At 47.2% G+C, this 20773-nt stretch carries 18 protein-coding genes and 1 tRNA gene; 7 read left to right on the top strand and 12 right to left on the bottom strand.

The annotated features are described in order from the left end of the window. Nucleotides 1–138: 138 nt before the first annotated feature. The 3 genes from corA to H6570_12295 form a co-directional block, all read right to left on the bottom strand. On the bottom strand, nucleotides 139–1206 hold the full coding sequence (corA, locus tag H6570_12305) for a magnesium/cobalt transporter CorA (GenBank protein ID MCB9320061.1): 1068 nt from the start codon (nucleotides 1204–1206) through the stop codon (nucleotides 139–141). 286 nt (nucleotides 1207–1492) lie between these two features. Further along, nucleotides 1493–2926, bottom strand: coding sequence for an alpha-L-fucosidase (locus tag H6570_12300; protein ID MCB9320060.1), 1434 nt, complete (start codon nucleotides 2924–2926; stop codon nucleotides 1493–1495). Between the two features lie 1179 nt (nucleotides 2927–4105). Further along, nucleotides 4106–6466: a hypothetical protein gene (locus tag H6570_12295; protein MCB9320059.1), complete on the bottom strand. Its 2361-nt coding sequence runs from the start codon at nucleotides 6464–6466 to the stop codon at nucleotides 4106–4108. Nucleotides 6467–7127: 661 nt separating this feature from the next. Here H6570_12295 and H6570_12290 point away from each other — a divergent pair. Next, nucleotides 7128–8831 carry an FAD-dependent oxidoreductase gene (locus tag H6570_12290; GenBank protein MCB9320058.1) on the top strand — a complete coding sequence of 568 codons (1704 nt, stop codon included), beginning with the start codon at nucleotides 7128–7130 and terminating at the stop codon, nucleotides 8829–8831. A 500-nt stretch (nucleotides 8832–9331) separates the two neighbouring features. On the opposite strand, the gene H6570_12285 is transcribed toward H6570_12290, so the two are convergent. Next, nucleotides 9332–9405: transfer RNA gene (locus H6570_12285), tRNA-Pro, on the bottom strand. Nucleotides 9406–9457: 52 nt separating this feature from the next. Continuing rightward, nucleotides 9458–10126, bottom strand: a complete 669-nt coding sequence (locus H6570_12280) for a hypothetical protein (GenBank protein MCB9320057.1) — start codon at nucleotides 10124–10126, stop codon at nucleotides 9458–9460. A 113-nt stretch (nucleotides 10127–10239) separates the two neighbouring features. On the opposite strand from H6570_12280, the gene H6570_12275 reads away from it, so the two are divergent. Next, nucleotides 10240–11550, top strand: a complete 1311-nt coding sequence (locus H6570_12275) for an aspartate kinase (protein MCB9320056.1) — start codon at nucleotides 10240–10242, stop codon at nucleotides 11548–11550. 351 nt (nucleotides 11551–11901) lie between these two features. Here the strand turns inward: H6570_12275 and H6570_12270 are convergent, their stop codons facing one another. The 3 genes from H6570_12270 to H6570_12260 form a co-directional block, all read right to left on the bottom strand. Next, nucleotides 11902–12630: a TIGR00730 family Rossman fold protein gene (locus H6570_12270; protein ID MCB9320055.1), complete on the bottom strand. Its 729-nt coding sequence runs from the start codon at nucleotides 12628–12630 to the stop codon at nucleotides 11902–11904. Between the two features lie 56 nt (nucleotides 12631–12686). Then, complete coding sequence (locus H6570_12265) at nucleotides 12687–13112, bottom strand: Hsp20/alpha crystallin family protein (protein MCB9320054.1); 426 nt, start codon at nucleotides 13110–13112, stop codon at nucleotides 12687–12689. A gap of 241 nt (nucleotides 13113–13353) precedes the next feature. Then, nucleotides 13354–14340: a T9SS type A sorting domain-containing protein gene (locus H6570_12260; protein ID MCB9320053.1), complete on the bottom strand. Its 987-nt coding sequence runs from the start codon at nucleotides 14338–14340 to the stop codon at nucleotides 13354–13356. A 288-nt stretch (nucleotides 14341–14628) separates the two neighbouring features. Between H6570_12260 and H6570_12255 the strand changes: the two genes are divergently transcribed. The 5 genes from H6570_12255 to H6570_12235 are packed head-to-tail and all read left to right on the top strand — an operon-like array spanning nucleotide 14629 to nucleotide 18461. Further along, nucleotides 14629–15468, top strand: coding sequence for a TerC family protein (locus tag H6570_12255; GenBank protein ID MCB9320052.1), 840 nt, complete (start codon nucleotides 14629–14631; stop codon nucleotides 15466–15468). Further along, complete coding sequence (locus tag H6570_12250; protein MCB9320051.1) at nucleotides 15458–15871, top strand: DoxX family protein; 414 nt, start codon at nucleotides 15458–15460, stop codon at nucleotides 15869–15871. The genes H6570_12255 and H6570_12250 overlap by 11 nt, the downstream gene beginning before the upstream one ends. Before the next feature lie 4 nt (nucleotides 15872–15875). Beyond that, nucleotides 15876–16910, top strand: coding sequence for an FAD:protein FMN transferase (locus H6570_12245; protein ID MCB9320050.1), 1035 nt, complete (start codon nucleotides 15876–15878; stop codon nucleotides 16908–16910). Further along, complete coding sequence (locus tag H6570_12240; GenBank protein ID MCB9320049.1) at nucleotides 16907–17728, top strand: 3'-5' exonuclease; 822 nt, start codon at nucleotides 16907–16909, stop codon at nucleotides 17726–17728. The genes H6570_12245 and H6570_12240 overlap by 4 nt, the downstream gene beginning before the upstream one ends. Nucleotides 17729–17753: 25 nt before the next feature. Continuing rightward, nucleotides 17754–18461, top strand: coding sequence for a hypothetical protein (locus H6570_12235; GenBank protein MCB9320048.1), 708 nt, complete (start codon nucleotides 17754–17756; stop codon nucleotides 18459–18461). Nucleotides 18462–18726: 265 nt separating this feature from the next. Here the strand turns inward: H6570_12235 and H6570_12230 are convergent, their stop codons facing one another. Genes H6570_12230 through H6570_12215 form a run of 4 tightly spaced genes read right to left on the bottom strand, consistent with a single transcriptional unit; the run spans nucleotide 18727 to nucleotide 20032 of the window. Then, nucleotides 18727–18996, bottom strand: coding sequence for a transposase (locus H6570_12230; protein MCB9320047.1), 270 nt, complete (start codon nucleotides 18994–18996; stop codon nucleotides 18727–18729). Beyond that, the gene (locus H6570_12225) at nucleotides 18969–19436 is read right to left on the bottom strand and encodes a transposase family protein (protein ID MCB9320046.1); all 468 of its coding nucleotides are present in this window, start codon (nucleotides 19434–19436) and stop codon (nucleotides 18969–18971) included. Before H6570_12225 ends, H6570_12230 begins: the two co-directional genes overlap by 28 nt. After that, the gene (locus H6570_12220; GenBank protein MCB9320045.1) at nucleotides 19433–19711 is read right to left on the bottom strand and encodes a hypothetical protein; all 279 of its coding nucleotides are present in this window, start codon (nucleotides 19709–19711) and stop codon (nucleotides 19433–19435) included. The genes H6570_12225 and H6570_12220 overlap by 4 nt, the downstream gene beginning before the upstream one ends. A gap of 30 nt (nucleotides 19712–19741) precedes the next feature. Then, the gene (locus H6570_12215) at nucleotides 19742–20032 is read right to left on the bottom strand and encodes a transposase (protein MCB9320044.1); all 291 of its coding nucleotides are present in this window, start codon (nucleotides 20030–20032) and stop codon (nucleotides 19742–19744) included. Nucleotides 20033–20773: the final 741 nt, after the last annotated feature.

The raw sequence follows: 20773 nt of genomic DNA, 5'->3' as shown, positions 1-20773 counted from the left end.
AGTTTGTGTGAAGTAGAATGTGATTTCGTAGCTCTCACTGTCAAGATAAGATGATGATGGCAGGGTGTTACAATCATTGAACTTACAATTGTCCCATATAATTTTTCGTTGCATTGATGTTTTTTTTGAAATTTTGTTTTAAAGCCAGTGTTTCCTCTTGAAATATATTAACATGGTAATGGCAATGGCAATCATTACTCCCAGCATAACAAAATAGCTGTATTTGTAGTGAAGCTCTGGTAATACTTCGAAGTTTGTGCCATAAATTCCGGCGATAAATGTCAATGGGATAAAAATGACCGAGAAGACAGTCAGAAACTTCATGATATCATTCAGTTTGGTGCTCATTGTAGTATGGTAAATATTAAGCTGGTCGGATAATATTTCCCTATAGTTATTTGAGATATCAGTAGCATGTGTGATATTATTAATGAGTTCTTTGAAATGAACTTCGCTACTTTCGTCAATAAATTCCGATTCGATTTTTGACAGGCTCAGTATCATTTCTTTGGCAGGAAGTATACTTTTCCTGATATAGTTGAGCTCTCTTTTTAGATTATTGATTTCGTTTATCGTACTTTGATTTGGGTCATGTAAAAGACTATCTTCTACTTTTTCAATTTTTTCACCTAGTATGCTAAGTATATAAATGTAATTATCCACTACGGTATCGAGCAGAGCGAACGTCAGGTAATCGGTTCCAGAATTTCTTATTCTTTTCTTTTGTGCCCTAATTCGTTCCCTAATTGGTTCGAAAACGTCTCCTTTCGATTCTTGAAAGGAAATTAATACCTTATCTGTTAATAGTAGGCTAAAATTTTCAACAATAATCTCCTGAACGTTTAATTCATTTTGTTTCATCATTTTTGCGGAAATGAAGATGCAATTATCAAACTCTTGTACTCTTGGGGGTGCTTCAGTATCCATTACATTTGCCAAAATTAAAGGGTCAAACTGAAAGCCTTTGGCAATTTCCTCCATTAAAGATTCATTATGCAATCCATCTATATTGAACCATGTTACAGTTTCTTTGTCCTTATACGTCAATACTTCTTCGACTTTTTGTACAATGTTTTCTTCTAAATTATTTGCATCAAAATCAATAATTCTAAGCAATACCTCATCTATCTTCTTGTCGCCCCTGAAATACAATACATCTGGTGAAAGTCCAATTTCTTTCTTTTGTTTTTTTACTAGTAGTTGCATAATTATATAGTTTTGTTCGAGTTGATTATTAAAATGCTTTTTAAGCCTGGCATTAATTGAATTTCGATTGTCGTATTCAATATTTTGAATGGCAAGTCTTGAAATAGAATTAATAAAGCATTAAAATTCCAGATTAATTTTTGATGCTAAGAAATATAGATTTCGTTTGTTTCATAATGATCGTCACCTCATTGTTGTCTACAGTCTAAATCTTTCAGCACAGAATACTCCGTTACCAATTCTCTTCACACACCCTTAGTCATAAAGTTATATTAGACTGAGTACACTATTTCTTCTCATAAACAGCAATCCTAACTATATTCGGTGTTCCAGGATATTTATGGCTTGTAATGCGGATTCCGTTACCTAGAAACGACTCGAATTGCACTATTCGTTTATGCCCAATGCCCAATCCTCGCTCCACCTCTACCCATTCTTTGTTATGCAGCACTTCCAGGCTATATTCCTCCACCCGCTCTCCCGCGGTAATGTCCTCCTGGATGACCACCCGGTCGATGGTGGTGGGCTGGTCAAAAGTGATTTCCAGGACATTTCCTTCACCACTGGTTTCGTAGAGGGGAGTGCCGTATTTAGCACGGATGGCTGCGCCCCACTCCTGCAGCCGTTGCACATCCACCTCCGGCAGCAGGCCACTGGTGTCGGGAGTGAGGCCCATGATCAGGGTGGCATTGCGGCCCACCGACTTTTCGTACATATTCATCAGGTCGGCGACAGGAAATAAGTGGTCCTGATCGCCGGGTTCCCAAAACCATTCGTGCCTACCCTGGTAGCCCCGAAGGGGGGCATCGGCCATGGCCGGCATCCAGTATTGGCCATCGCGGGCTCCCGTCTTTAGCAATTCATAGTTATTGGCGACGATCTCGGGATGACCACTGGCGCCGGTGCCTACCGATACATAAGGAAAGGTGGCCCAACAGGGATAATTCACCGTGCCACTCTCAGAGCCGCCCCAGCGGGCTTCCGCCAGCTGCAGGTTGTGGTAGAAGAGGCAGTTGGGCTGGTATTGCTGCACGATGGGCAAGACATCCGGAGCGCCGTGGGCTGGATCGTCCGCACCACCGTCAAACCAGATCTCGAATAGCTCGCCATAGTTGGTGCAGATCTCTTTGACCATACCTTCCACCATGCGGTTGTATTGTTCCTGTCGTTTCTGTTGAAATGCACCGGTGCCATCGACCTTAAAGTCATGCACTCCCAGGAAGGCATTCCAGCGGATGCCCAGGTAGATGCCGGGCTTGATGCCGTATCTGCGGCAGGCATCGACAAAGTCGCGCACCAGATCACCCTGGCCATTCTGGAAGTTCAACGCCCGCATGGAGTAGGGGTTGACCTCCGACTGGTAGAAAGCAAAGCCGGTCTCGTGGCTGGCCGTAAAGAGGGCGAACTTGAATCCGGCCTCCTTGATGGTGTGGATCCACTGGTCGATGTTCAGGCGGCTGGGGTTGAAGACCTGGTAATCTTCGATGGGGGTGATGCGGTTGTCTCCCTGGATATACTTCTTCCCGTCAAAGACATGCAGGTCGTAGTGGAAGACCGCTCCCAATTCGGCTTCCTGCCACGCTAGTTGGCGGGGATTGGGACGCGGATGCTCCGGATAACGGATAGGGATAAATGCGCAGTAGGATTCGTTGCCTTTTTTGATGGCTACACTCAGCACGGCCGGTTTCCCATCTTCGTAATAGATAAAGGGCCGCTCCATGCGGTCCGGCCGGATGGTGTCCCCGTTCTCCAGCCGGAGGTATTTGTGGGTGACGACGTATTCGGTGGCTTTTTTCCAGTTGATGCCATCGGTTGATGCCATCATACCAATAAAGGAATCGGCGTGAAAGATGCCGTAAAACCGCTGTTGCTTGTCATCGTACCACAGCGACATGTCTTCGGTGTCCAGATTGTCGATCACCGGTTTGGGTTGCATGACGAAGGGGCCATCTGGATTATCGCTGATCGCGATGGCCTGGTCGCGGATGAAGCGCGTCTCGTTGGGTTTGTCGCCCTTGACGATGAGATAATATTTGCTATCGGGCCCTTGGGTGATGGCCGGGTTGACGGTGAGGGTGGTGATGGGGCCGGAGGGTTCGATGAGGGGCTGATCCTGACGGATCCAGGGGCCATCCAGAGACTCCGCCACGGCGACGCCGGTACGCTGGTTCTCGCGTAAAGGCCACCAGTTTTTATGAGAATAGCCTGTCCGGGCAGTTTCGATGAGTTCCGCCTCGCTCAAACCTTCCGGACCGGCATGCGTGCCGATGTAATAGAGGTAATACTTGCCATTGAAATATTTGATCTTGGGGTTGTGGGCGGTGATGGCGTCCCAGTGGTCACCACCCCGGCCGTTCAACACGGTCTCCTTGTATTTCCACGGCCCCCAGGCATGTTCAGATACAGCATGGGCGATCTCCGAGTGCGTCAGCCAGCCGGTAAAGGTGAGGTCGCGCCGCCAGCGCGCATAGAAGAGGTGATACAGGCCCTGCTCATCCCGGATGATGGAAGATCCCCAGTTGAAATAATCCGGGTCGGAAAAGATGTTGTCGGTGGTGATGGGTTGGAGGAAGTCGCGGATGAAGAGTTCGTCACGGTTTTGTGACAGGACAGGACAGATAAGCAAAAACAGAAACGAAAGCAAAATTAAAAGCCTAGTTAATTGATAATACATGGATGCGATGGATTAATCGAGGCGTAATTTAATTTTAATGGTTTAATTAACCACAGAGTAACACAGAGTACTGACCCTCGTTCCTCAGTCAGCTTCACAGAGCCACGGAATTTTATTAATTGTCACAATAGAAAATGCTTCTTTTGAATTCGAATTCGCATCGCTATTGAGATTTTTTTGAGCACAAAGAGGCGAGCTTCGCTCTTTTCGAGGGACAAAGATTTGCTATTTTACAGTAGTCCGTGGAAATACCGAATTGTCAGGTTTTGGAATAATGCCCACATAATATTGATTAGCCTTTAACTTGTTCAGACCAGTGTCGGGACCATAGTTTTCAACGCCATCAAAACTGGGCTGGGTAAAATTCCATTTTGTACTGCGTTTCAGATCTTTCCGTAAGTCATCCAGAGTACGGGTAAGTTCCTTGAAAGATTTTAAACTGGGGCTGCCGGCCATACCTCCTTTCCAGTTGTTGCCTTCTGCTGCAGATAGAGGGATTGGATAAAACTTCATTTTTTTAGCCTTAAAATACAGGCAGCGGGTGGTAGGATCTATTTCAAGTGGGAAGGCATTGAAATTAGACGTGACGGTGACAATTTCCTTACCACCCAGCAAAGATACCATCTCTTCCTGCCATGAAAAAGTCATTTGGATCTTTGGCTGGAAATCGGTTTTAGACATATACGGTGCCACCAACTGAGGGGGCTGGACGGTTTCACCTAAAAATCCCCCGTTAGCAAAAAGAAAAACCCTACCATCATCGGGACGTATGATAGGCAACACTTTCTGAAAACTGCTGTATACGGAATGGTTTTTCGCCCGTTCATCATAACCACAGGGTTCCCAGGTGCGATCAAAAGTCAGGCTTTTGCCAATTTCGTCGTCCATCCACAACAGACCGAAACCCAATTCAGCATCCCTTAAGAAGCCGATGTTGTACCACACATCCAGAATTGTTTTAGAACTCTTCCCTAATTTTCGGATCGCTTTGCGCATGACATCACGGTATTTATCTTCCTTCAATTCTCTTTGCAAGATGAGGGACATCCCAGCGAATTCATCCGCGATTTGCAAAGGGCTGGTATGCTCGGAAATCTTGATAGCTTCTTCATGAGCTGTGTAGTATAAGATGCTCAAGGATTGAGCATCCTGGATCATGTTTCTCCAGCGCAACGTGTCTCTCAACTCGGATATATTTAAGAGCCGGTTGTCAATGCCCTTGGACAACCAGGGGAAAAGGTCACTCCAATTGCATAAAATCGCACCCAATGGTGTAAACGATTTATCGAGTTCATCCTGCATCATTGGTGCTTCGTTTTCCAATTTTGTACCGCCCGCCACGTTGGTCAATATTCGTTGCTGTCTGCCAGGAACTTCATCGCGTTGAGCTTCAATTTCATCAGGTTGGATATCATTCAGCAATCCATTTAACCAACCGTCAAATGCAGCATCTTCATCGTCCCGATCGATCAACACGAAGGCATCGATATCCAACTCATCTTGTCCCTCCAGTGCATTGGCTTGAGCACCTTTTAAAAAGTCCTGTAGACTCAGAGCTTCATTGCCCGGTTCTTTTTTAACTTTTTCATAGGCTTGCACTTTTGCCAAAACCTCCAACTGTTTCAGGTTGTTGATTTTTCCCAGCTTATCTGTGAGGCTGGTATCTTTTTCCGGCTTTACCAATTCAGGAGCCTGCGGAATTCGATCGGTTGGAATAGTTAGTTCCGGTAGTTTGGTCAATGCATTCACGTTGGCGAGCTCCGCGAAGGCTTTCCCTTGAAATTCTGCTTCCCATTTAGCAATGAGAGGAACAATATAGTTTCCCTTAGCCACTTTTTGTACGGATACATTTACTTCGGCTTCTTCGGAAGACTGGCTTCCGTCATAGACTAATTTCAAGGCGAAGGCACGGGCAGCTCCAGCCAGTGAAAAATCAACCTGAGCTCCATATTTCCAACTCGTTGACCGGTCTTTACTCATCATTTCAAATTCAAGAATGCCATAGGCTCCCCAGGTTAAACCCGCTACAAATCCATCGCCATAGGTTTCATTAAAGAGGTTAACCGATTGCAGCCACTTACCCAAAGCCAATTTCAGGGCTTCTTTTTGGTCGTATCCCTCACTGGTTATCGTGAGGCTTCCGATTGTATTGACTTCCTTCATCAAGGTATTGTAGTTATCCAAGACTTCCATCATGTCCTTTTTGACATTGCTTTTCAAGGAATTGATGAAATTCGCAATGGTAAGGTCGTTGGTGCGCAGGTATTCCTGTCCGGCGATGACAAAGGCGCTGTAATTGACTTTTACTGCTTTGCTGCTTTCAGCTACTGCATTTCCAACGTAGCCCGAAATGGTTGTTTTAAGGTTCACCACCCCCGAATACGAACCATGAACACCAAAAGATCCTTTGTTCATCATTTCGTTATGGGTATAACGGCTTTGACCGGTCATTGAGCTTTCATTGGTTGGGTTGTGAATGAAATTACTGACCGGGCCGGCAAAAATAGGGTCCTGTAAAAAGGTGCCGTTTTTAATGCATGTACCTAAACGAACGCTCCCTAGAGTGGATACTTTGTTGTCTGCCATAATGAGTTTGTTTGTAGGATTTGCTGCCCTAGAAGAGGCATTTGTCCTGTGAATTGGATATTACTTTCGATAAATAAAAGTATAGAATTCAAACCAAAAGTGGTGAAAGGACTTACAATTGTGGTTAATAATGAGTCTTTTCTGGCAATCAGGTCACGAGTAAAGAAGGCGAACGAGTCCTTTTTTTGGATGAATAGGGTATTAAAATCTTTGAAATTGCAAACTCGCAAAACGACCAGGCTAATCAACCGATTCCCGCATGAACTTAGTAATTTTGGTAGGGATTGCTTCGGTCTTCTAGAAGTTTTGGTTGATAGGTCGCCGAGCAATTAAAACCAGGTTTGGCTGATAATCGAAATTGCATATTGGTAGAACGATTTATATATTCCGAATTTACATTTTATCATCGTTGTCATTTCGACTGAAGGCGAAGAATGAGCCGAAATGGAGAAATCCATGTTCAATCGAATACAATTTAGTCGTTGATTAGTATTTAATAGATCTCTTCGCTCGCTCTATTCAACCATCTCGGTCGACCTACCCCTCCATTCATGCGGGCCTGCCCGTCCGTTCAGGCGGGGATTACAATTATTGTCGTACATCGTCACTAAAAGACCATAGATTATTTAATTTACTGATTAAGCTGGAAAAGAAATAAAGAATGATAAATCGGCAAGCACTAGTGAGCATCAACCTGAGGACCAGAACACTGGCTATATTTCTTTCTTTATTGCTGGCAAGCATGGGTTGCCACCAACCAAAATCTGAACAGAAAACCTACGACCTCGTCATTTACGGTGCGACCTCGGCCGGAATAGCAGCGGCGATCCAGGCAGTTCGCATGGAGCATACCGTGATCCTCATCTCGCCGGAAGCTCGCATCGGCGGCTTGACGACGGGTGGGCTGGGGCAGACCGACATCGGTAACAAGGTAGCCATCGGAGGTATTTCGCGGGAATTCTACGAGCGGGTCAAGACCTGGTACGATCAGCCGGAACATTGGAAATGGCAGAAAAAAGAAGAATACCAGGATGGCGGTCAGACCCGTACGGCTGAAAACGAAAACTCAATGTGGACCTTCGAGCCGTCGGCAGCTTTGGCCATCTACGAAGCCTGGCTGAAGGAAGAGAAGGTGGAGGTAGTTTTAAATGAAAAGCTAAACCGGGAGACGGGCGTCGGAACGGAAGATGGAGCCATCCGGTCCATCACCATGCTCAGTGGCAAGATCTACACCGGAAAAGAATTCATTGATGCAACTTACGAGGGCGACCTGATGGCTGCCGCCGGGGTGTCCTACCGTGTAGGCCGGGAAGCAAACAGCGCGTATCATGAGACGCTGAATGGCGTGCATCCGCAAATAACTGACACCACCATGACTGGCCGTGTATCCCACGATGCCTACAACCACAACTTTGTCGACGGCGTCGATCCATATGTGGTCGCGGGCGATCCATCCAGCGGATTGTTGCCTTACATCAATTCGGACGGACCGGGCGTCCCGGGAGCAGGAGACCATAAAGTGCAGGCTTATTGTTTCCGCATGTGCCTGACCGACGACAAGGACAACCGCATCCCGTTTGCCAAACCGGCAGACTACCAGGAGATCAACTATGAGTTATTGTTGCGTAATTACGAGGCCGGGGAGGCGGGCTTTCCCTGGATCAACTCGTCGATGCCCAACCGCAAGACCGATACCAACAACCGCACCGGTTTTTCTACCGATTTCATCGGCCAGAATTATGCTTATCCGGAAGCCAGCTATGCCGAGCGGGAGCAGATCCGGGAGGCTCACCGCAGTTACCAGCAGGGCTTGATGTGGACACTGGCCAATAACCCGCGCATACCGGACCAAATACGCAACGAGGTGGCGCGTTGGGGCACCTGCAAGGACGAGTTTGCCCGCCCTGACGGCTGGCAGGAGCAGCTCTATATCCGGGAAGCACGCCGCATGGATGGTGTGATGACGATGACGCAGTACCATTGCGAGGGTCTCGAAGTGGTGGAGGATCCCGTTGGGATGGGTGCCTATGGGATGGATTCCCACCATATCCAGCGTTACATCAACGCCCAGGGTTTTGTGAAAAATGAGGGCAATGTTGAAGCGCCTGTCCGTGCTCCATATCCAATCAGCTACCGGTCGCTCTTACCCAAACCGGATGAGTGTACCAATTTGCTGGTGCCGGTCTGTCTGAGCGCCACGCACATCGCTTTTGGCAGCATCCGCATGGAGCCGGTCTTTATGGTGCTGGGACAGAGTGCCGCTACCGCAGCTTGCCTGGCATTAGATGGTGGGGTAGGGGTTCATGGACTGGATTATGGTAAGTTGAAGGAAAGGTTGTTGGCGGATAAGCTGGTATTGAATTAAAATAATGCGGGCGTTGGAAACATAAGAATATGGAAATACGTAAACAGAGATCTCTCCGTGCGCCACTTTCAGTTGGCTTAGTCAAGATGACAAAGGGTAAGTAAGCTGTTTGTTGTTTGTTGTTTGCTGTTTGCAGGTAACAGAAACACAAGAACACGTAAATACGTAAACACAATTTATTGCCACGAATTGCAAGGATTGGCACGAATTAAAAATATTCTACTATGTGCCCTATGTGCCTTAGTGGTTAAATTCCGTCCGCTTAGGTAAGCAAGCTTACCACGCTGCCGGGCACGAAACTTATGCACTCATTAACTTATTAACGCTAACAAGTGGATTGCCTTCGGCGATCCAGGGGATGGGGTGAATCAAAGCTACAAAAGGGAGCGGGCTGTCGCCCTTACTTTTTTCACGCCCGTCCGCTTAGGTAAGCAAGCTTACCACGCTGCCGGGCATGAAAAAAGCCTTGAGCTCATCGCTCAAGGCCTTTTGAAGCTTTGTCGGGATGACTGGATTCGAACCAGCGACCCCTACGTCCCGAACGTAGTGCGCTACCGGACTGCGCTACATCCCGATACCGGTTAAGGTGGCGCAAAAATAACAAAAAACGAACTTCAAGCAAGGGATTATAAGTCCTCACCACGTTTTACCTGCATAAAGATGCCGACTACCTTATCGACTTCATCAGCGTCAACGACCACAGAAAATTCATTGGCGGTGGAGACGAGTTCCACGACGTTGATCCCTTGCCAGGCCAAAGCCCGCAGGAGGAAGTAATAGAGGCCATACATCTCGGTATTCCCCGGTGGTAACAGGATAGTTATTGCGGCCAGATTGGTGCGGCGGCTGCGGATCTGACCAATAGGGATCAACGATTCCAGGCTGCCAGCAAGGTGTTCGCTGATGATCATGGAGGTTTCGTAGATGCCCTGGCTGAAGGCATAGAATGCCGGCTGGACCTGCAATACGGAGTCCAGTGTCTGGCGGATCCGGGCCATCAAATTGCCCGACGGCACGAAAGACCATACTTCGAGGTTGGAGCGGACCAGGATGTCACCCAACTTTGCGGTTGCTTCCCGGATTGATTTGGTGATGTGCAGCAAGGGGGATGCATTACGCCGGTGCAAAGCCATCAAAATGGCCGCATGTCGAGCAGGCTTTCCGGTTTGTCGCTCGAGGAAGGGCTGGATGCGTCGAGCCAGCGCGGCGAGATTGATAAGGCCCTCTGCCATGGCCTCTTCAATAAATGGCATGCGCCGCAAATGTTCTTCTATGGCATCAGCAAGCCGTTTCATTTCACTATTTGTTATAAACATAACATTATGTTAGTTATATGTGCAATTTCTATTGAAGTATTACTTGAAATGGAATCACTGATTACCTTTGGCGGCTCAAAACCAAATCGGTCATGATCATCTACAAATTTGGAGGAACCTCGGTTGGAAGTCCGGAACGGATGCGCGAGGTGGAGGATATTATCACGCGGACTGGCGAGACGAAGATCGTGGTTTTGTCCGCCGTAGCAGGGGTTACCAATGCGTTGGTACGTATTGCAGAGGCCAGTGAGGAGTGTAATCAGGAGTTGGCCGAGCAGGAAATGGAGATACTAAACCGGATGTATCAACCCTTTCTATCCGGTTTGTTCAGGCATGATACTGCCCGGCAGAAAGCCCGGCAAATTCTGGATGAATCAAACCATACCATCCGGCAGACCTGGTCCGGAGACTGGGTAGCCGAATATCGAAAGATCATCCTGGCTCAGGGGGAACTGGTATCCACCCAATGGTTTCAGGTTTTGCTGCACGAATCTGGCATTGATTCGGTTTTGTTACCGGCACTTGAATTCATGCGTACCAATGCGGAAGGAGAACCGGACCTGGAGTATACCAGCGCCAAATTGGGTCAGATGCTCGCTTTGTATCCGGGAACGCGGCTTTTCGTAACCCAGGGATACATCTGTCGCAATCATCTGGGATCCATTGACAACCTCAAACGCGGCGGCAGTGATTATACGGCAACATTGATCGGAGCGGCCCTGAAAGCAGATGAGATCCAGATCTGGACTGATATCGACGGCGTACACAACAACGATCCCCGCGTGGTGTCGGAGACCCATCCCATCCGGTTTATGTCGTACCGGGAAGCGGCCGAGCTGGCATATTTCGGAGCGAAAATCCTGCACCCTTCGTGCGTCATCCCTGCTGAGGTGGCCCTGGTCCCCATCCGGTTAAAAAACACCATGCAACCCGAAGCGCCGGGAACACTCATCAGCCTGCGTTCTTCCTCACAGGCGATCACAGCGGTTGCCGCTAAAGATGGCATTACGGTCATCAAGATCTATTCCCACCGGATGTTTATGGCGTATGGATTTCTGCGACGGGTCTTTGAGGTCTTTGAGAAATACCGGACCCCGCTGGATATGATCACCACCTCCGAGGTGGCGGTTTCCCTCACGATCGACTTCACCGATCACCTGCATGAGATCATCCGCGAGCTTAAACAGTTTGGCGAAGTGGAGTGGGAGGGAGAGCATACCATCCTGTGTGTGGTGGGCGACAATCTGATCAAACGCCCCGGTATCGCGCAGCGGGTGTTTGCCGCCATCGAAAAAATGCCTATCCGCATGATCTCCTATGGCGGTAGCCGGCACAATATTTCCATATTAATTCCGGAAAATTACAAGCGCGAGGCTTTGATTCAGTTGAATACGTTGTTTTAATGTGGTACGCTGTTCGCTATAAGCTGTACGCTGTTCGCAGGGAACGGAAACCCGATTAACTGCCACGAATTACACAGATTACTCGAATTAACGGGAGGCTTTTTAGAAAGCAATATGCAGGTAACAATACGCTGTTCGCTTTATGCTGTACGCTGTTCGCAGGGAACGGAAATACGAGAACACGTAAATACTTAAACACGTTAATAACTGCCACGAATCACACAGATTACTCGAATTATTGAGATGCATGTAAAATGCAATACGCTGTTAACAATACGCTGTTCGCTATAAGCTGTACGCTGTTCGCAGGTAACGTAAACACGAGAACACCTAAATACTTAAACACGTTAATCATACCCTTTCAAATAACCACCAGGCTGGCTTGCGTTTGCGGACCACATAATTCAGGTCTATGTATTTCATGATGTGATCCATGCCTTCCTGAACGTCACCGGTCAGGAGTACCAGCTTGAGATCGTGAGCCGAGATGGTCCCCTGGGCTACCATGGACCTGAGGAATTCCATGAGTTGTTCGTAAAATTTGCTATCCATAACCACTACGGGAAAGCGCTGGATGATGCCCGTCTGTACCAGCGTCAGTGTTTCGAAAAGCTCATCCATGGTGCCGAATCCGCCGGGGAACACTACAAAAGCGTAGGAATATTTGAGTAGAAGCACCTTGCGTACAAAAAAGTAACGGATGGTGACCCACTTCTGCATGTAAGGATTATGGAACTGTTCTTTGGGCAATACAATATTACAACCGACGGAGTGCCCTCCATTTTCAAACGCGCCCCGGTTGGCGGCTTCCATGATCCCGGGGCCTCCACCGGTAAGCGTTGTAAATCCCTGTTGTGCGATGGCGGCTCCCATGGCCCGGGCGAGAGCATAATAAGCGTGGTCTTCCCGGAATCGTGCCGATCCGAAGACAGTGATGCAGGGGCCGATAAAGTGGAGTGCACGAAATCCTTTGATGAACTGGATAAAAACGCGAATCGCGAACCCGAGTTCGCGATGTCTTGGCTTGGGGCCGTCCAGATAAATATCCCGTCCCCCTTTAAGTGATTCTTTGGTTAGCATAAGCCTAAAAACAAGAAGCCACCGCATTAAGACTTAATGCAGTGGCGTTCCTCAAACTAATCAACTGCAATCGTTTTTGTAACCTTGGCCGGTGTTTTCACAGATTTTGGTAAGGTTACGTACAATACACCTTCTTTGTAGTTGGCTTTAATGGCATCCTCCTTGACATTTTCAGGAAGCCAGAAAGACCGCTTGAAGGAAGTGTAATTGAATTCTTTTCTCGTGTAGTGGTCCTCTTTCTTTTCTTCTTCGTGTTTCACTTCTGCTGATACCACCAGATTTCCTGCCTCAACTTCAATATGGAAGTCTGCCTTTTTCATTCCAGGAGCAGCTACTTCGATATTGTACGCTTTTTCGGTTTCGGCTATGTTGACGGCAGGGACTTCAAATCGTTCCGGTACGGTAGGCCAGAAGTCATCTCTGAAGAAGTCATCCATCAGGGAGACCATCGAACGACGAGGTTTCCATAATGTTACTGACATAGCTCAAAGTTTAAAGGTGAACAAATCATAATTGTCGATTCAAATAAGAAGTGTTTTAACCCAAAAGGCGATGACCCCCATCAAATCAACAAATGACACATATCACAATAAGTTTTTACTTATTGATGGAACAAAACGGATAGCAATTTGTGCAGGAATTCCAGTAGCAGGTCATTTCCTTTCAAAGCGTTCAGAGGAATGCATGGTCCATGCCTTCCCGCCACCGGTCAGCTATTTTTTATCAGCGTTTGACAAAACGTCCGATATGATCCTGAATCCGCAGGACATACATGCCAGGAGCCAGATTGGAAACATCGATGCGTTGGTCGTGGACCTTGGTGGTCTGTACGAGCTGGCCGGACAGTGCAAATATCCGTGCTTCCGACTGCGGATCTGCCATTGGAGTTTGCAGAATTAATTGGTTGTCCGCCGGATTCGGGTAAATCTGTAATGACTCTTCCGGCGTAAATTCATGTACACCAGTTGTACTGTTTAACAGGCTGGAACCGGCAGCATAGACGGTTTTAGTCTCGATGTTCTGGATGAAGGCAATGGGATAGATCTGGTCGGCAATCCAACCAGATTCAAGATCATAGGAGTAACTCATGCTGACCGTATTCCCTGCCTGCGGGAGACCGATGACATCCCCGGCATTGGATGTCAAAAACTTACGGAAGACATCGGGATGAGTGGATTCTCCATTGGGACCAGTATAGTCCAGGGTGCGTTCAGCTACCAGAACAAAAATACGTGCGTTGTTGCCCGCATCTACGGTGCTATTTGCCTTGATGTTCACATTCACCAGGGTACTGAGGCCATCCGGTGATCCCGATGGTGCTTTCGTTACGGTAACCGACAGGGGAGCCGCTGAGGCGATGGCATTGGTCAATTTGGTTTCATCCAATAATTTGCTGCCACTTCCATTGGTTCCGTTGATGAATGCGGAGGGTGACCCGTATACATTGTAATAATTCATCCGCGCTTCCTGGTCGGGCTTATTGGCCTGATAAAGGATGCATTGATTATAAGGTACGGGAATGTGGTAAGCAATATGGACCACATTATCCGGATATTTTGCTATGGTCTCGTACAAGGATGGGTTTCTACTGGCACAGATCGGGCACCAGGTATTGGTGAAATGTTCCACCAGCACCGGACGCTGGGCATCCAGCAAACTACTGCCGATAATTGTAAAAAAGAAAAGAGTGGTAAAGATGGTGTGTTTCATAACGTGTTCTCTTAATGAGGAAATAGACGTAACATCAAAGTTTGACCTTTTTTTGTAAAATTGCAAGCAATCCGTGGTGCAAGCAACCTTCATTTCGATTTCAAGGGCATTTCCAGTCAAGTCGCTGAGGAGTTATTAATGCTGATGTCCGGCCAATGATTTTGCATAGATTTCTGACTATCAGTTTATTGCAGTTAAATGCCTGTTTGATCTCCGGGAGTGTGTAATGCCAGGGGTTTAGATTAATAAACTGACCATTTGGTTATGATGACGACACTTTTAATGGCCATGCCGGACTTTGCGAAGCCGGAAATATGGGTCTCTTTATTGACCCTGACCTTTCTGGAGATCGTGCTGGGGATAGACAATATTATCTTCATTACCATTGCTGCTAACCGTCTGCCCAAGAGTGATCAGGCAAAAGCCCGCAATATCGGACTGATCCTGGCGATGATCTTCCGGGTGTTGTTATTGCTCGGAATATCGGTATTCATGGCTATGCAGGAGCCTTTTGTGCATGTTAATATGGGATGGTTTTCCGGCGCCATCACCGGCCAGGCGGTGATCCTGTTTGCCGGTGGGATCTTTCTGCTCTACAAGGCAACCAATGAGATCTACCATAAGCTGGAAGGTGACGATATGGGTCCGGAAAAGACGGTGCAGAAAGGAAAATCCAGCATTACTGCGGCCATCCTGCAGATCGCCCTGATCAACATTGTCTTTTCATTTGACTCCATCCTGACGGCCATTGGTCTGACCCCTTACGTGATCATTATGATCATTGCAGTGGTGGCGTCCATATTGATTATGATGCTGTTTGCAGGACCTGTCGGGCAATTTGTCAATGATCATCCCTCTATCCAAATGCTGGGGCTGGCCTTTCTTATTCTGATCGGCTTTATGCTGGTGGCAGAAGCTGCCCATCTCGCAGAAATATCCATATTCCATTCAGAAATTGGATCGGTTCCGAAGGGTTATCTTTACTTTGCGATTGCATTCTCCCTGTTTGTTGAATTTCTTAACATCAAATTGCGTAAGCGACAGAAACCCGTCCAGTTACACGGAATGAGCGAGGAGGCAGAAAAAGAAGGCTTGTTTGACAACCAAAATCCAACAAATGAACCCTGATGGACCTTTATTTTCCGAAAAAAACCGTGACTTAGGTTTGTTGATCCTCCGCTTAGGCTTGGGACTCTTCATGTTTTATGGTCATGGATTGGGAAAAGTGATTCGACTTTTTGGCGATGATCCCATACAGTTTGCAGATCCATTCGGATTGGGACCGACCGCATCCTTTGTACTGGCAGCATTTGCCGAGTCGTTATGCGCTATTCTGGTAGCCCTGGGCTTAATGACCCGGTGGGCACTGATACCGCTGATCATCACCATGACTGTAGCCTATACCCGGCATATGGGAGACGATTTTGGTCAGATGGAGAAGGCTTTGTTTTATTTAATTGGCTTTGTTGCACTATTTCTGACCGGGCCTGGCCGGTATTCGCTCGATTATTGGCGATCCACCAAACGGTAAATCCATGCGTAACTTCATCTGGTTATTGTTGTTATCGGCATCCGCGTGCCGGCAAACCATGCCCGATGTCTTAACCCGCCTGCAGGGTGAGACAATGGGGACGTATTATCAAATCACACTGTACGGACCAAGCCCTGACTCCGTACTGATCAGAGGCCTGGATTCTGTCCTTCATGATGTGAACTATTCGATGTCCACCTATATGGAGACTTCGATCATCAGCCGGTTCAATCGTGCCGATACGCTCTTCCTGTTGCCAGCAGATTCCATCGATCTACCTGCCTATCATCATTTTCTGGTGAATCTCGAGGCTGCCAAGACGGTGACTGCGGCGTCAGGAGGTTATTTCGATCCCAGCGCGATGCCGGTGATCCGCTACTGGGGTTTTGGCGGAGGGAGGAAACATCCTTCCGAAGTTGATACCAATGAGATCCACCGGTTGTTAAAGCTCAAAGGCATAGATAAGATCCACCAGATCGAACGCGAGGGTAGCCAGTATTTGCATAAGCCTCCGGGCCTGGAACTGGATTTCAGCGCTCTAGCCAAAGGTTATGGTGTGGATGTGGTTCATGCCTATCTGCAACATATGAATTATTCCAATCACCTGGTCGATATTGGTGGCGAAGCCCGCACTTCCGGGAAAAAAGCAGATCAGGCTCCCTGGGTCCTGGGCATCAATGTGCCCGATGATAAAGCCGGGCTGGAAGAAACGGTGGTTCAGTTTGTCCTACAGGATCGTGCGGTGGCAACATCGGGGAACTACCGTAATTTTTACGAGCTGAACGGGCAGCGGATTGTGCACACAACGAACCCGCTTACAGGTATGAATTTTCCCAGTGATCTGCTCAGTGCTACGGTAGTCATGGATGATTGCATGCATGCCGATGCGTGGGCAACCGCGTTTATGTCCATGGGCAGAGAAAAGGGAATGGAAATTCTGGCTCAGCATCCGGACTGGCCTGTAAGTCTTATCTTCAGCGATTCAAGCGGGGCCATGCAATTATACCACACCGAACCCTTTAAAGCCATGATGCAATGAATGTGCCTCTGCAAAAACCTATTGTATTTTTTGATATTGAATCCACCGGATTACATGTACTTCGTGACCGGATCATTCAAATTGCCCTGATCAAATACCTACCCGGACAATCCGATCCGGAGGAATTGATGTTGATGATCAACCCCGGTGTGCCGATTTCAGAAGAGGCGATGGCCGTGCATGGTATCCTGCCCAAAGACCTGGCCAATAAACCGACCTTCCAACAAGTGGCGAAGACCCTGCATGAATTCATCGGCGACGCCGATCTGGGTGGATTTGGGTTGATGCGGATGGATATACCGATGCTGATGGAAGAGTTCGCCCGTGCCGGATACGACTTCCCCATCGATAAAAGGAGGATCGTCGATGTGCAGCGGATCTTTTACCGCATGGAACCACGTACACTGAAAGCGGCGTACCGGTTTTACTGCGAGCAGGAGCTGGAAGATGCCCATGATGCGATGGCTGATGTACGTGCGACCATCGGGGTGTTACAAGGGCAAATCGCGCGCTATGAAGGGGAGGACCTGATCACCGAAGACGGAGAGCGTGTGGAGAATCCCATTGTACCCGATGTCCAGGCGCTGCATGATTTTACGAACGATGCACGGATGATCGACCCCACGCAGAAGTTGAAACTGGATCATAATGGGGTGGTGGTCTTTAATTTCGGAAAGTACCAGGGCCAACCGGTTGCCCAAACCCTCTATGAGGATCAACAGTACTACAACTGGATATTGAATAAGGAGTTTTCTACCCAGGTCAAGCAGTTGGTTAAACAATTGCTGAAAGACTATAAAAAGAGCTTGCGTAATTAACAATCAGGTTTATTAAATTCGGATTATGCGGACAATTGTTGTTTTACTTCTCGTATTTGGCCTGTGGGAATCAAATGCATCGGCACAGGGATACCTTTACAAATGTACGACGGTACAGGCTGCTCCCGGTCAGCTGATGGCTTTGATCGATTACCTTAAAGCGGATCTGGATAAGGTCCGGCAGAGTGGGGAGGAGCCGGCTTATATGTTCCGTCATCAGCAGGGTGACCGCTGGGACCTGATGGTCATGGTGCCTGTCGGTAGCTATACCGGTTATTTTACCAGTAAGACGGCGCAGATACTGGAGCATCCTTACGGTTCCGAATACTACAATTATGTCGCGCTGCAAGAGGAAGGCTTTGTGCGGGGTCCTGCCCTTGACCTGTTTCGCGAGACGTGGCAGAACAACACCTACTTTCATGCTGAAATGTTTGTCGCTTTGCCAGGAAAGCATCAGGACCTGTATCACGAACGTGAAATGGAAAATGCCTACTCCCAGGCCCGTGGCGGCATCTACAATATGATCTTCACCAAAGAAAATGGCTTTGCCTGGGATATCTTCACCCTGGGTGGTTACCGGGACTTCAGTCATTATGCGGATACGCAAATGAGTACGTCAGACAAGGAAGCAGCTGCCAAGCAAGCCGGCTTTGAGTCTGCGGCTGCCATTGGCCCTTACCTGCGAAGTTTGATCAACTACCATCACGATACCCTGGGTGCGAAGGTGGAATAACGTGTTCACGTGTTCACGTGTTCACGAATAGCGAATAGCGAAAAGCGAATAGCTATTTACCACTAAGGCACTTAGGTCACGAAGAAGCACTAAGAATATTAATTCCAGCGTATTGATGTGGGTTAACCCCCTATAAATGGGAGACGATACACTTATTAAAATTTTATGTTGGTCCACGTTTGGACATTTACTAGTTGGCAGCAATGATTCTTGATCAGCACCTTTGATTGCCAAACCCACCGAACGGAACCTTAAGTGGGCATTGTCAATCAAATGTGCTTCTTAGCGTTCGGTGTCCTACTACATCACAGGACAAGTTTCGGCAACACAAAGCGGTACGCAACAATAAGTTTTTTTCCGGTAAGTCAATCTTCTTTTTCGTCAAATACCGGTACGGTGAAGTGTATCCAATACCAGAATGGATACGCTCATAATTGTAAAACTGGATAAATCGATCATACGTTTGTGAAGCCTGTCCGAGGTCTTCAAAATCATAAGACTGCCAGATCAGTTTTCTACGATGCTGTGGTACGATTCAATATGAGCATTCTGTTCTGGCGTAGCTGGTTTGATAAATTCTTGACTGACCTGCTGGTTGGCAAAATACTGACGCACTTCTGCGGCTATAAATTGGGATCCATTATCGTTGCGAACATAGATTTTCTTCGGAAGTGAATACAGCGAAAAGATCTGTTCAAACAGTTTAATAATATCTCTCTTCTGAATCGACCAGGCCATATAATGACCCAGCACCCAACGGGATTCTACATCGATCACGGTAACCGTTAATCCATTGCGACGCTGCCCGTGGACATAGCCATATTTGATATCTATTTCCAGATACTCCAGACTGATACGGCATGGTGGTAACAGATCCTTGACCCATTCCCTGTCCCTGGGCCTTGCTTGCCTTTTCTTCTTGTTGACCAATTGATGCTCCTTCATCAAACGGTATACCTTCTTTTCGTTGATCATGTAATGCCTGGACTGTTGCAGCCATCGCGTGACTTTTTTCGGTATCCATAATCCACAAACTCTTGATCCAGGATCCATTTGATGTCTTCTACGACCTGTTCATTCCAGACCCATTGTCCCGAATAGGTCATCGTGTGTTCCGATGCCCGACATCCACGTTTACCGTTCGTATTTCTACGTGCTTTCCTGCCGTAGTAAGTACTCGATGCAACACCGGTGTACTTCAATACTAGACGCACCGGATGCCCCTCTGCTATGAACATTTCTGCGACCATCAATCGTTCTTCAAGCGTATTTGGCTTTTTTTAGCAGCTCTTCTTGATCCGCAAGGCCAGCTCTTTTTCCGCCAGCATCTCTTTATACGCTTTTAACTCTCGTTTCAACTGCTCATTCTCAACTTCTAAATCGGTCTTTACCACTGGTGATCGATTCTCCAGTCCGATGGAGCCATCCTTTTCATAACGGTCAATCCACCGACGTAACACACTATCCGACAATTCATATTCCCGGCGTGCTCGTGTTACCCCATGTCGCTTGCTAAATTGTATGATTTCTAATTTCTGAGCTACCGTGAAGCTCCTTCTGTGACGAGTCATTTGCACTCTTTTTTATGGTTATAAAATTAAGCGCATTTTCTCCATCTATTTAGGGGGTCAGAGGGGATGTGCTATTTACCACTAAGGCACTTAGGTCACGAAGAAGCACTAAGAATATTAATTCCAGCGTATTGATGTGTTTTCGTTATTGATTTCTTTTCGTATCCCCAGCGAAAAGCGAAAGGCGAATAGCTATTTACCACTAAGGCACTTAGGTCACGAAGAAGCACTAAGAATGTTAATTCCAACGTGTTGATGTGTTTTCGGTATTGATTTCTTTTCGTATCCTCAGCAAATAGCGAAAAGCGAATAGCGAATAGCTATTTAAACACTAAGGCACTTAGGTCACGAAGAAGCACTAAGAATATTAATTCCAGCGTATTGATGTGTTTTCGGTATTGATTTCTTTTCGTATCCCCAGCGAAAAGCGAAAGGCGAATAGCTATTTACCACTAAGGCACTTAGGTCACGAAGAAGCACTAAGAATGTTAATTCCAACGTGTTGATGTGTTTTCGGTATTGATTTCTTTTCGTATCCTCAGCAAATAGCGAAAAGCGAATAGCGAATAGCTATTTAAACACTAAGGCACTTAGGTCACGAAGAAGCACTAAGAATATTAATTCCAGCGTATTGATGTGTTTTCGGTATTGATTTCTTTTCGTATCCCCAGCGAAAAGCGAAAGGCGAACAGCGAAAAGCTATTTTAACACTAAGGCACTTAGGTCACGAAGAAGCACTAA

It is taken from the genome of Lewinellaceae bacterium, assembly GCA_020636135.1.
GTDB lineage: Bacteria > Bacteroidota > Bacteroidia > Chitinophagales > Saprospiraceae > JAGQXC01.
Note: the sequence above shows the minus strand (reverse complement) of the source record. Positions and strands in the feature narration are given on the sequence as shown.

What these genes read in the sequence shown, in the direction of transcription:
- H6570_12260 (MCB9320053.1), bottom strand. Translation starts at nt 14,340, where the DNA reads ATGAAACACACCATCTTTACCACTCTTTTCTTTTTTACAATTATCGGC.
- H6570_12220 (MCB9320045.1), bottom strand. Translation starts at nt 19,711, where the DNA reads ATGGTCGCAGAAATGTTCATAGCAGAGGGGCATCCGGTGCGTCTAGTA.
- H6570_12250 (MCB9320051.1), top strand. Translation starts at nt 15,458, where the DNA reads ATGAACCCTGATGGACCTTTATTTTCCGAAAAAAACCGTGACTTAGGT.
- H6570_12245 (MCB9320050.1), top strand. Translation starts at nt 15,876, where the DNA reads ATGCGTAACTTCATCTGGTTATTGTTGTTATCGGCATCCGCGTGCCGG.
- H6570_12295 (MCB9320059.1), bottom strand. Translation starts at nt 6,466, where the DNA reads ATGGCAGACAACAAAGTATCCACTCTAGGGAGCGTTCGTTTAGGTACA.
- H6570_12275 (MCB9320056.1), top strand. Translation starts at nt 10,240, where the DNA reads ATGATCATCTACAAATTTGGAGGAACCTCGGTTGGAAGTCCGGAACGG.
- H6570_12215 (MCB9320044.1), bottom strand. Translation starts at nt 20,032, where the DNA reads ATGACTCGTCACAGAAGGAGCTTCACGGTAGCTCAGAAATTAGAAATC.
- H6570_12255 (MCB9320052.1), top strand. Translation starts at nt 14,629, where the DNA reads ATGCCGGACTTTGCGAAGCCGGAAATATGGGTCTCTTTATTGACCCTG.
- corA (MCB9320061.1), bottom strand. Translation starts at nt 1,206, where the DNA reads ATGCAACTACTAGTAAAAAAACAAAAGAAAGAAATTGGACTTTCACCA.
- H6570_12290 (MCB9320058.1), top strand. Translation starts at nt 7,128, where the DNA reads ATGATAAATCGGCAAGCACTAGTGAGCATCAACCTGAGGACCAGAACA.
- H6570_12240 (MCB9320049.1), top strand. Translation starts at nt 16,907, where the DNA reads ATGAATGTGCCTCTGCAAAAACCTATTGTATTTTTTGATATTGAATCC.
- H6570_12280 (MCB9320057.1), bottom strand. Translation starts at nt 10,126, where the DNA reads ATGAAACGGCTTGCTGATGCCATAGAAGAACATTTGCGGCGCATGCCA.
- H6570_12300 (MCB9320060.1), bottom strand. Translation starts at nt 2,926, where the DNA reads ATGGAGCGGCCCTTTATCTATTACGAAGATGGGAAACCGGCCGTGCTG.
- H6570_12225 (MCB9320046.1), bottom strand. Translation starts at nt 19,436, where the DNA reads ATGATCAACGAAAAGAAGGTATACCGTTTGATGAAGGAGCATCAATTG.
- H6570_12235 (MCB9320048.1), top strand. Translation starts at nt 17,754, where the DNA reads ATGCGGACAATTGTTGTTTTACTTCTCGTATTTGGCCTGTGGGAATCA.
- H6570_12270 (MCB9320055.1), bottom strand. Translation starts at nt 12,630, where the DNA reads ATGCTAACCAAAGAATCACTTAAAGGGGGACGGGATATTTATCTGGAC.
- H6570_12265 (MCB9320054.1), bottom strand. Translation starts at nt 13,112, where the DNA reads ATGTCAGTAACATTATGGAAACCTCGTCGTTCGATGGTCTCCCTGATG.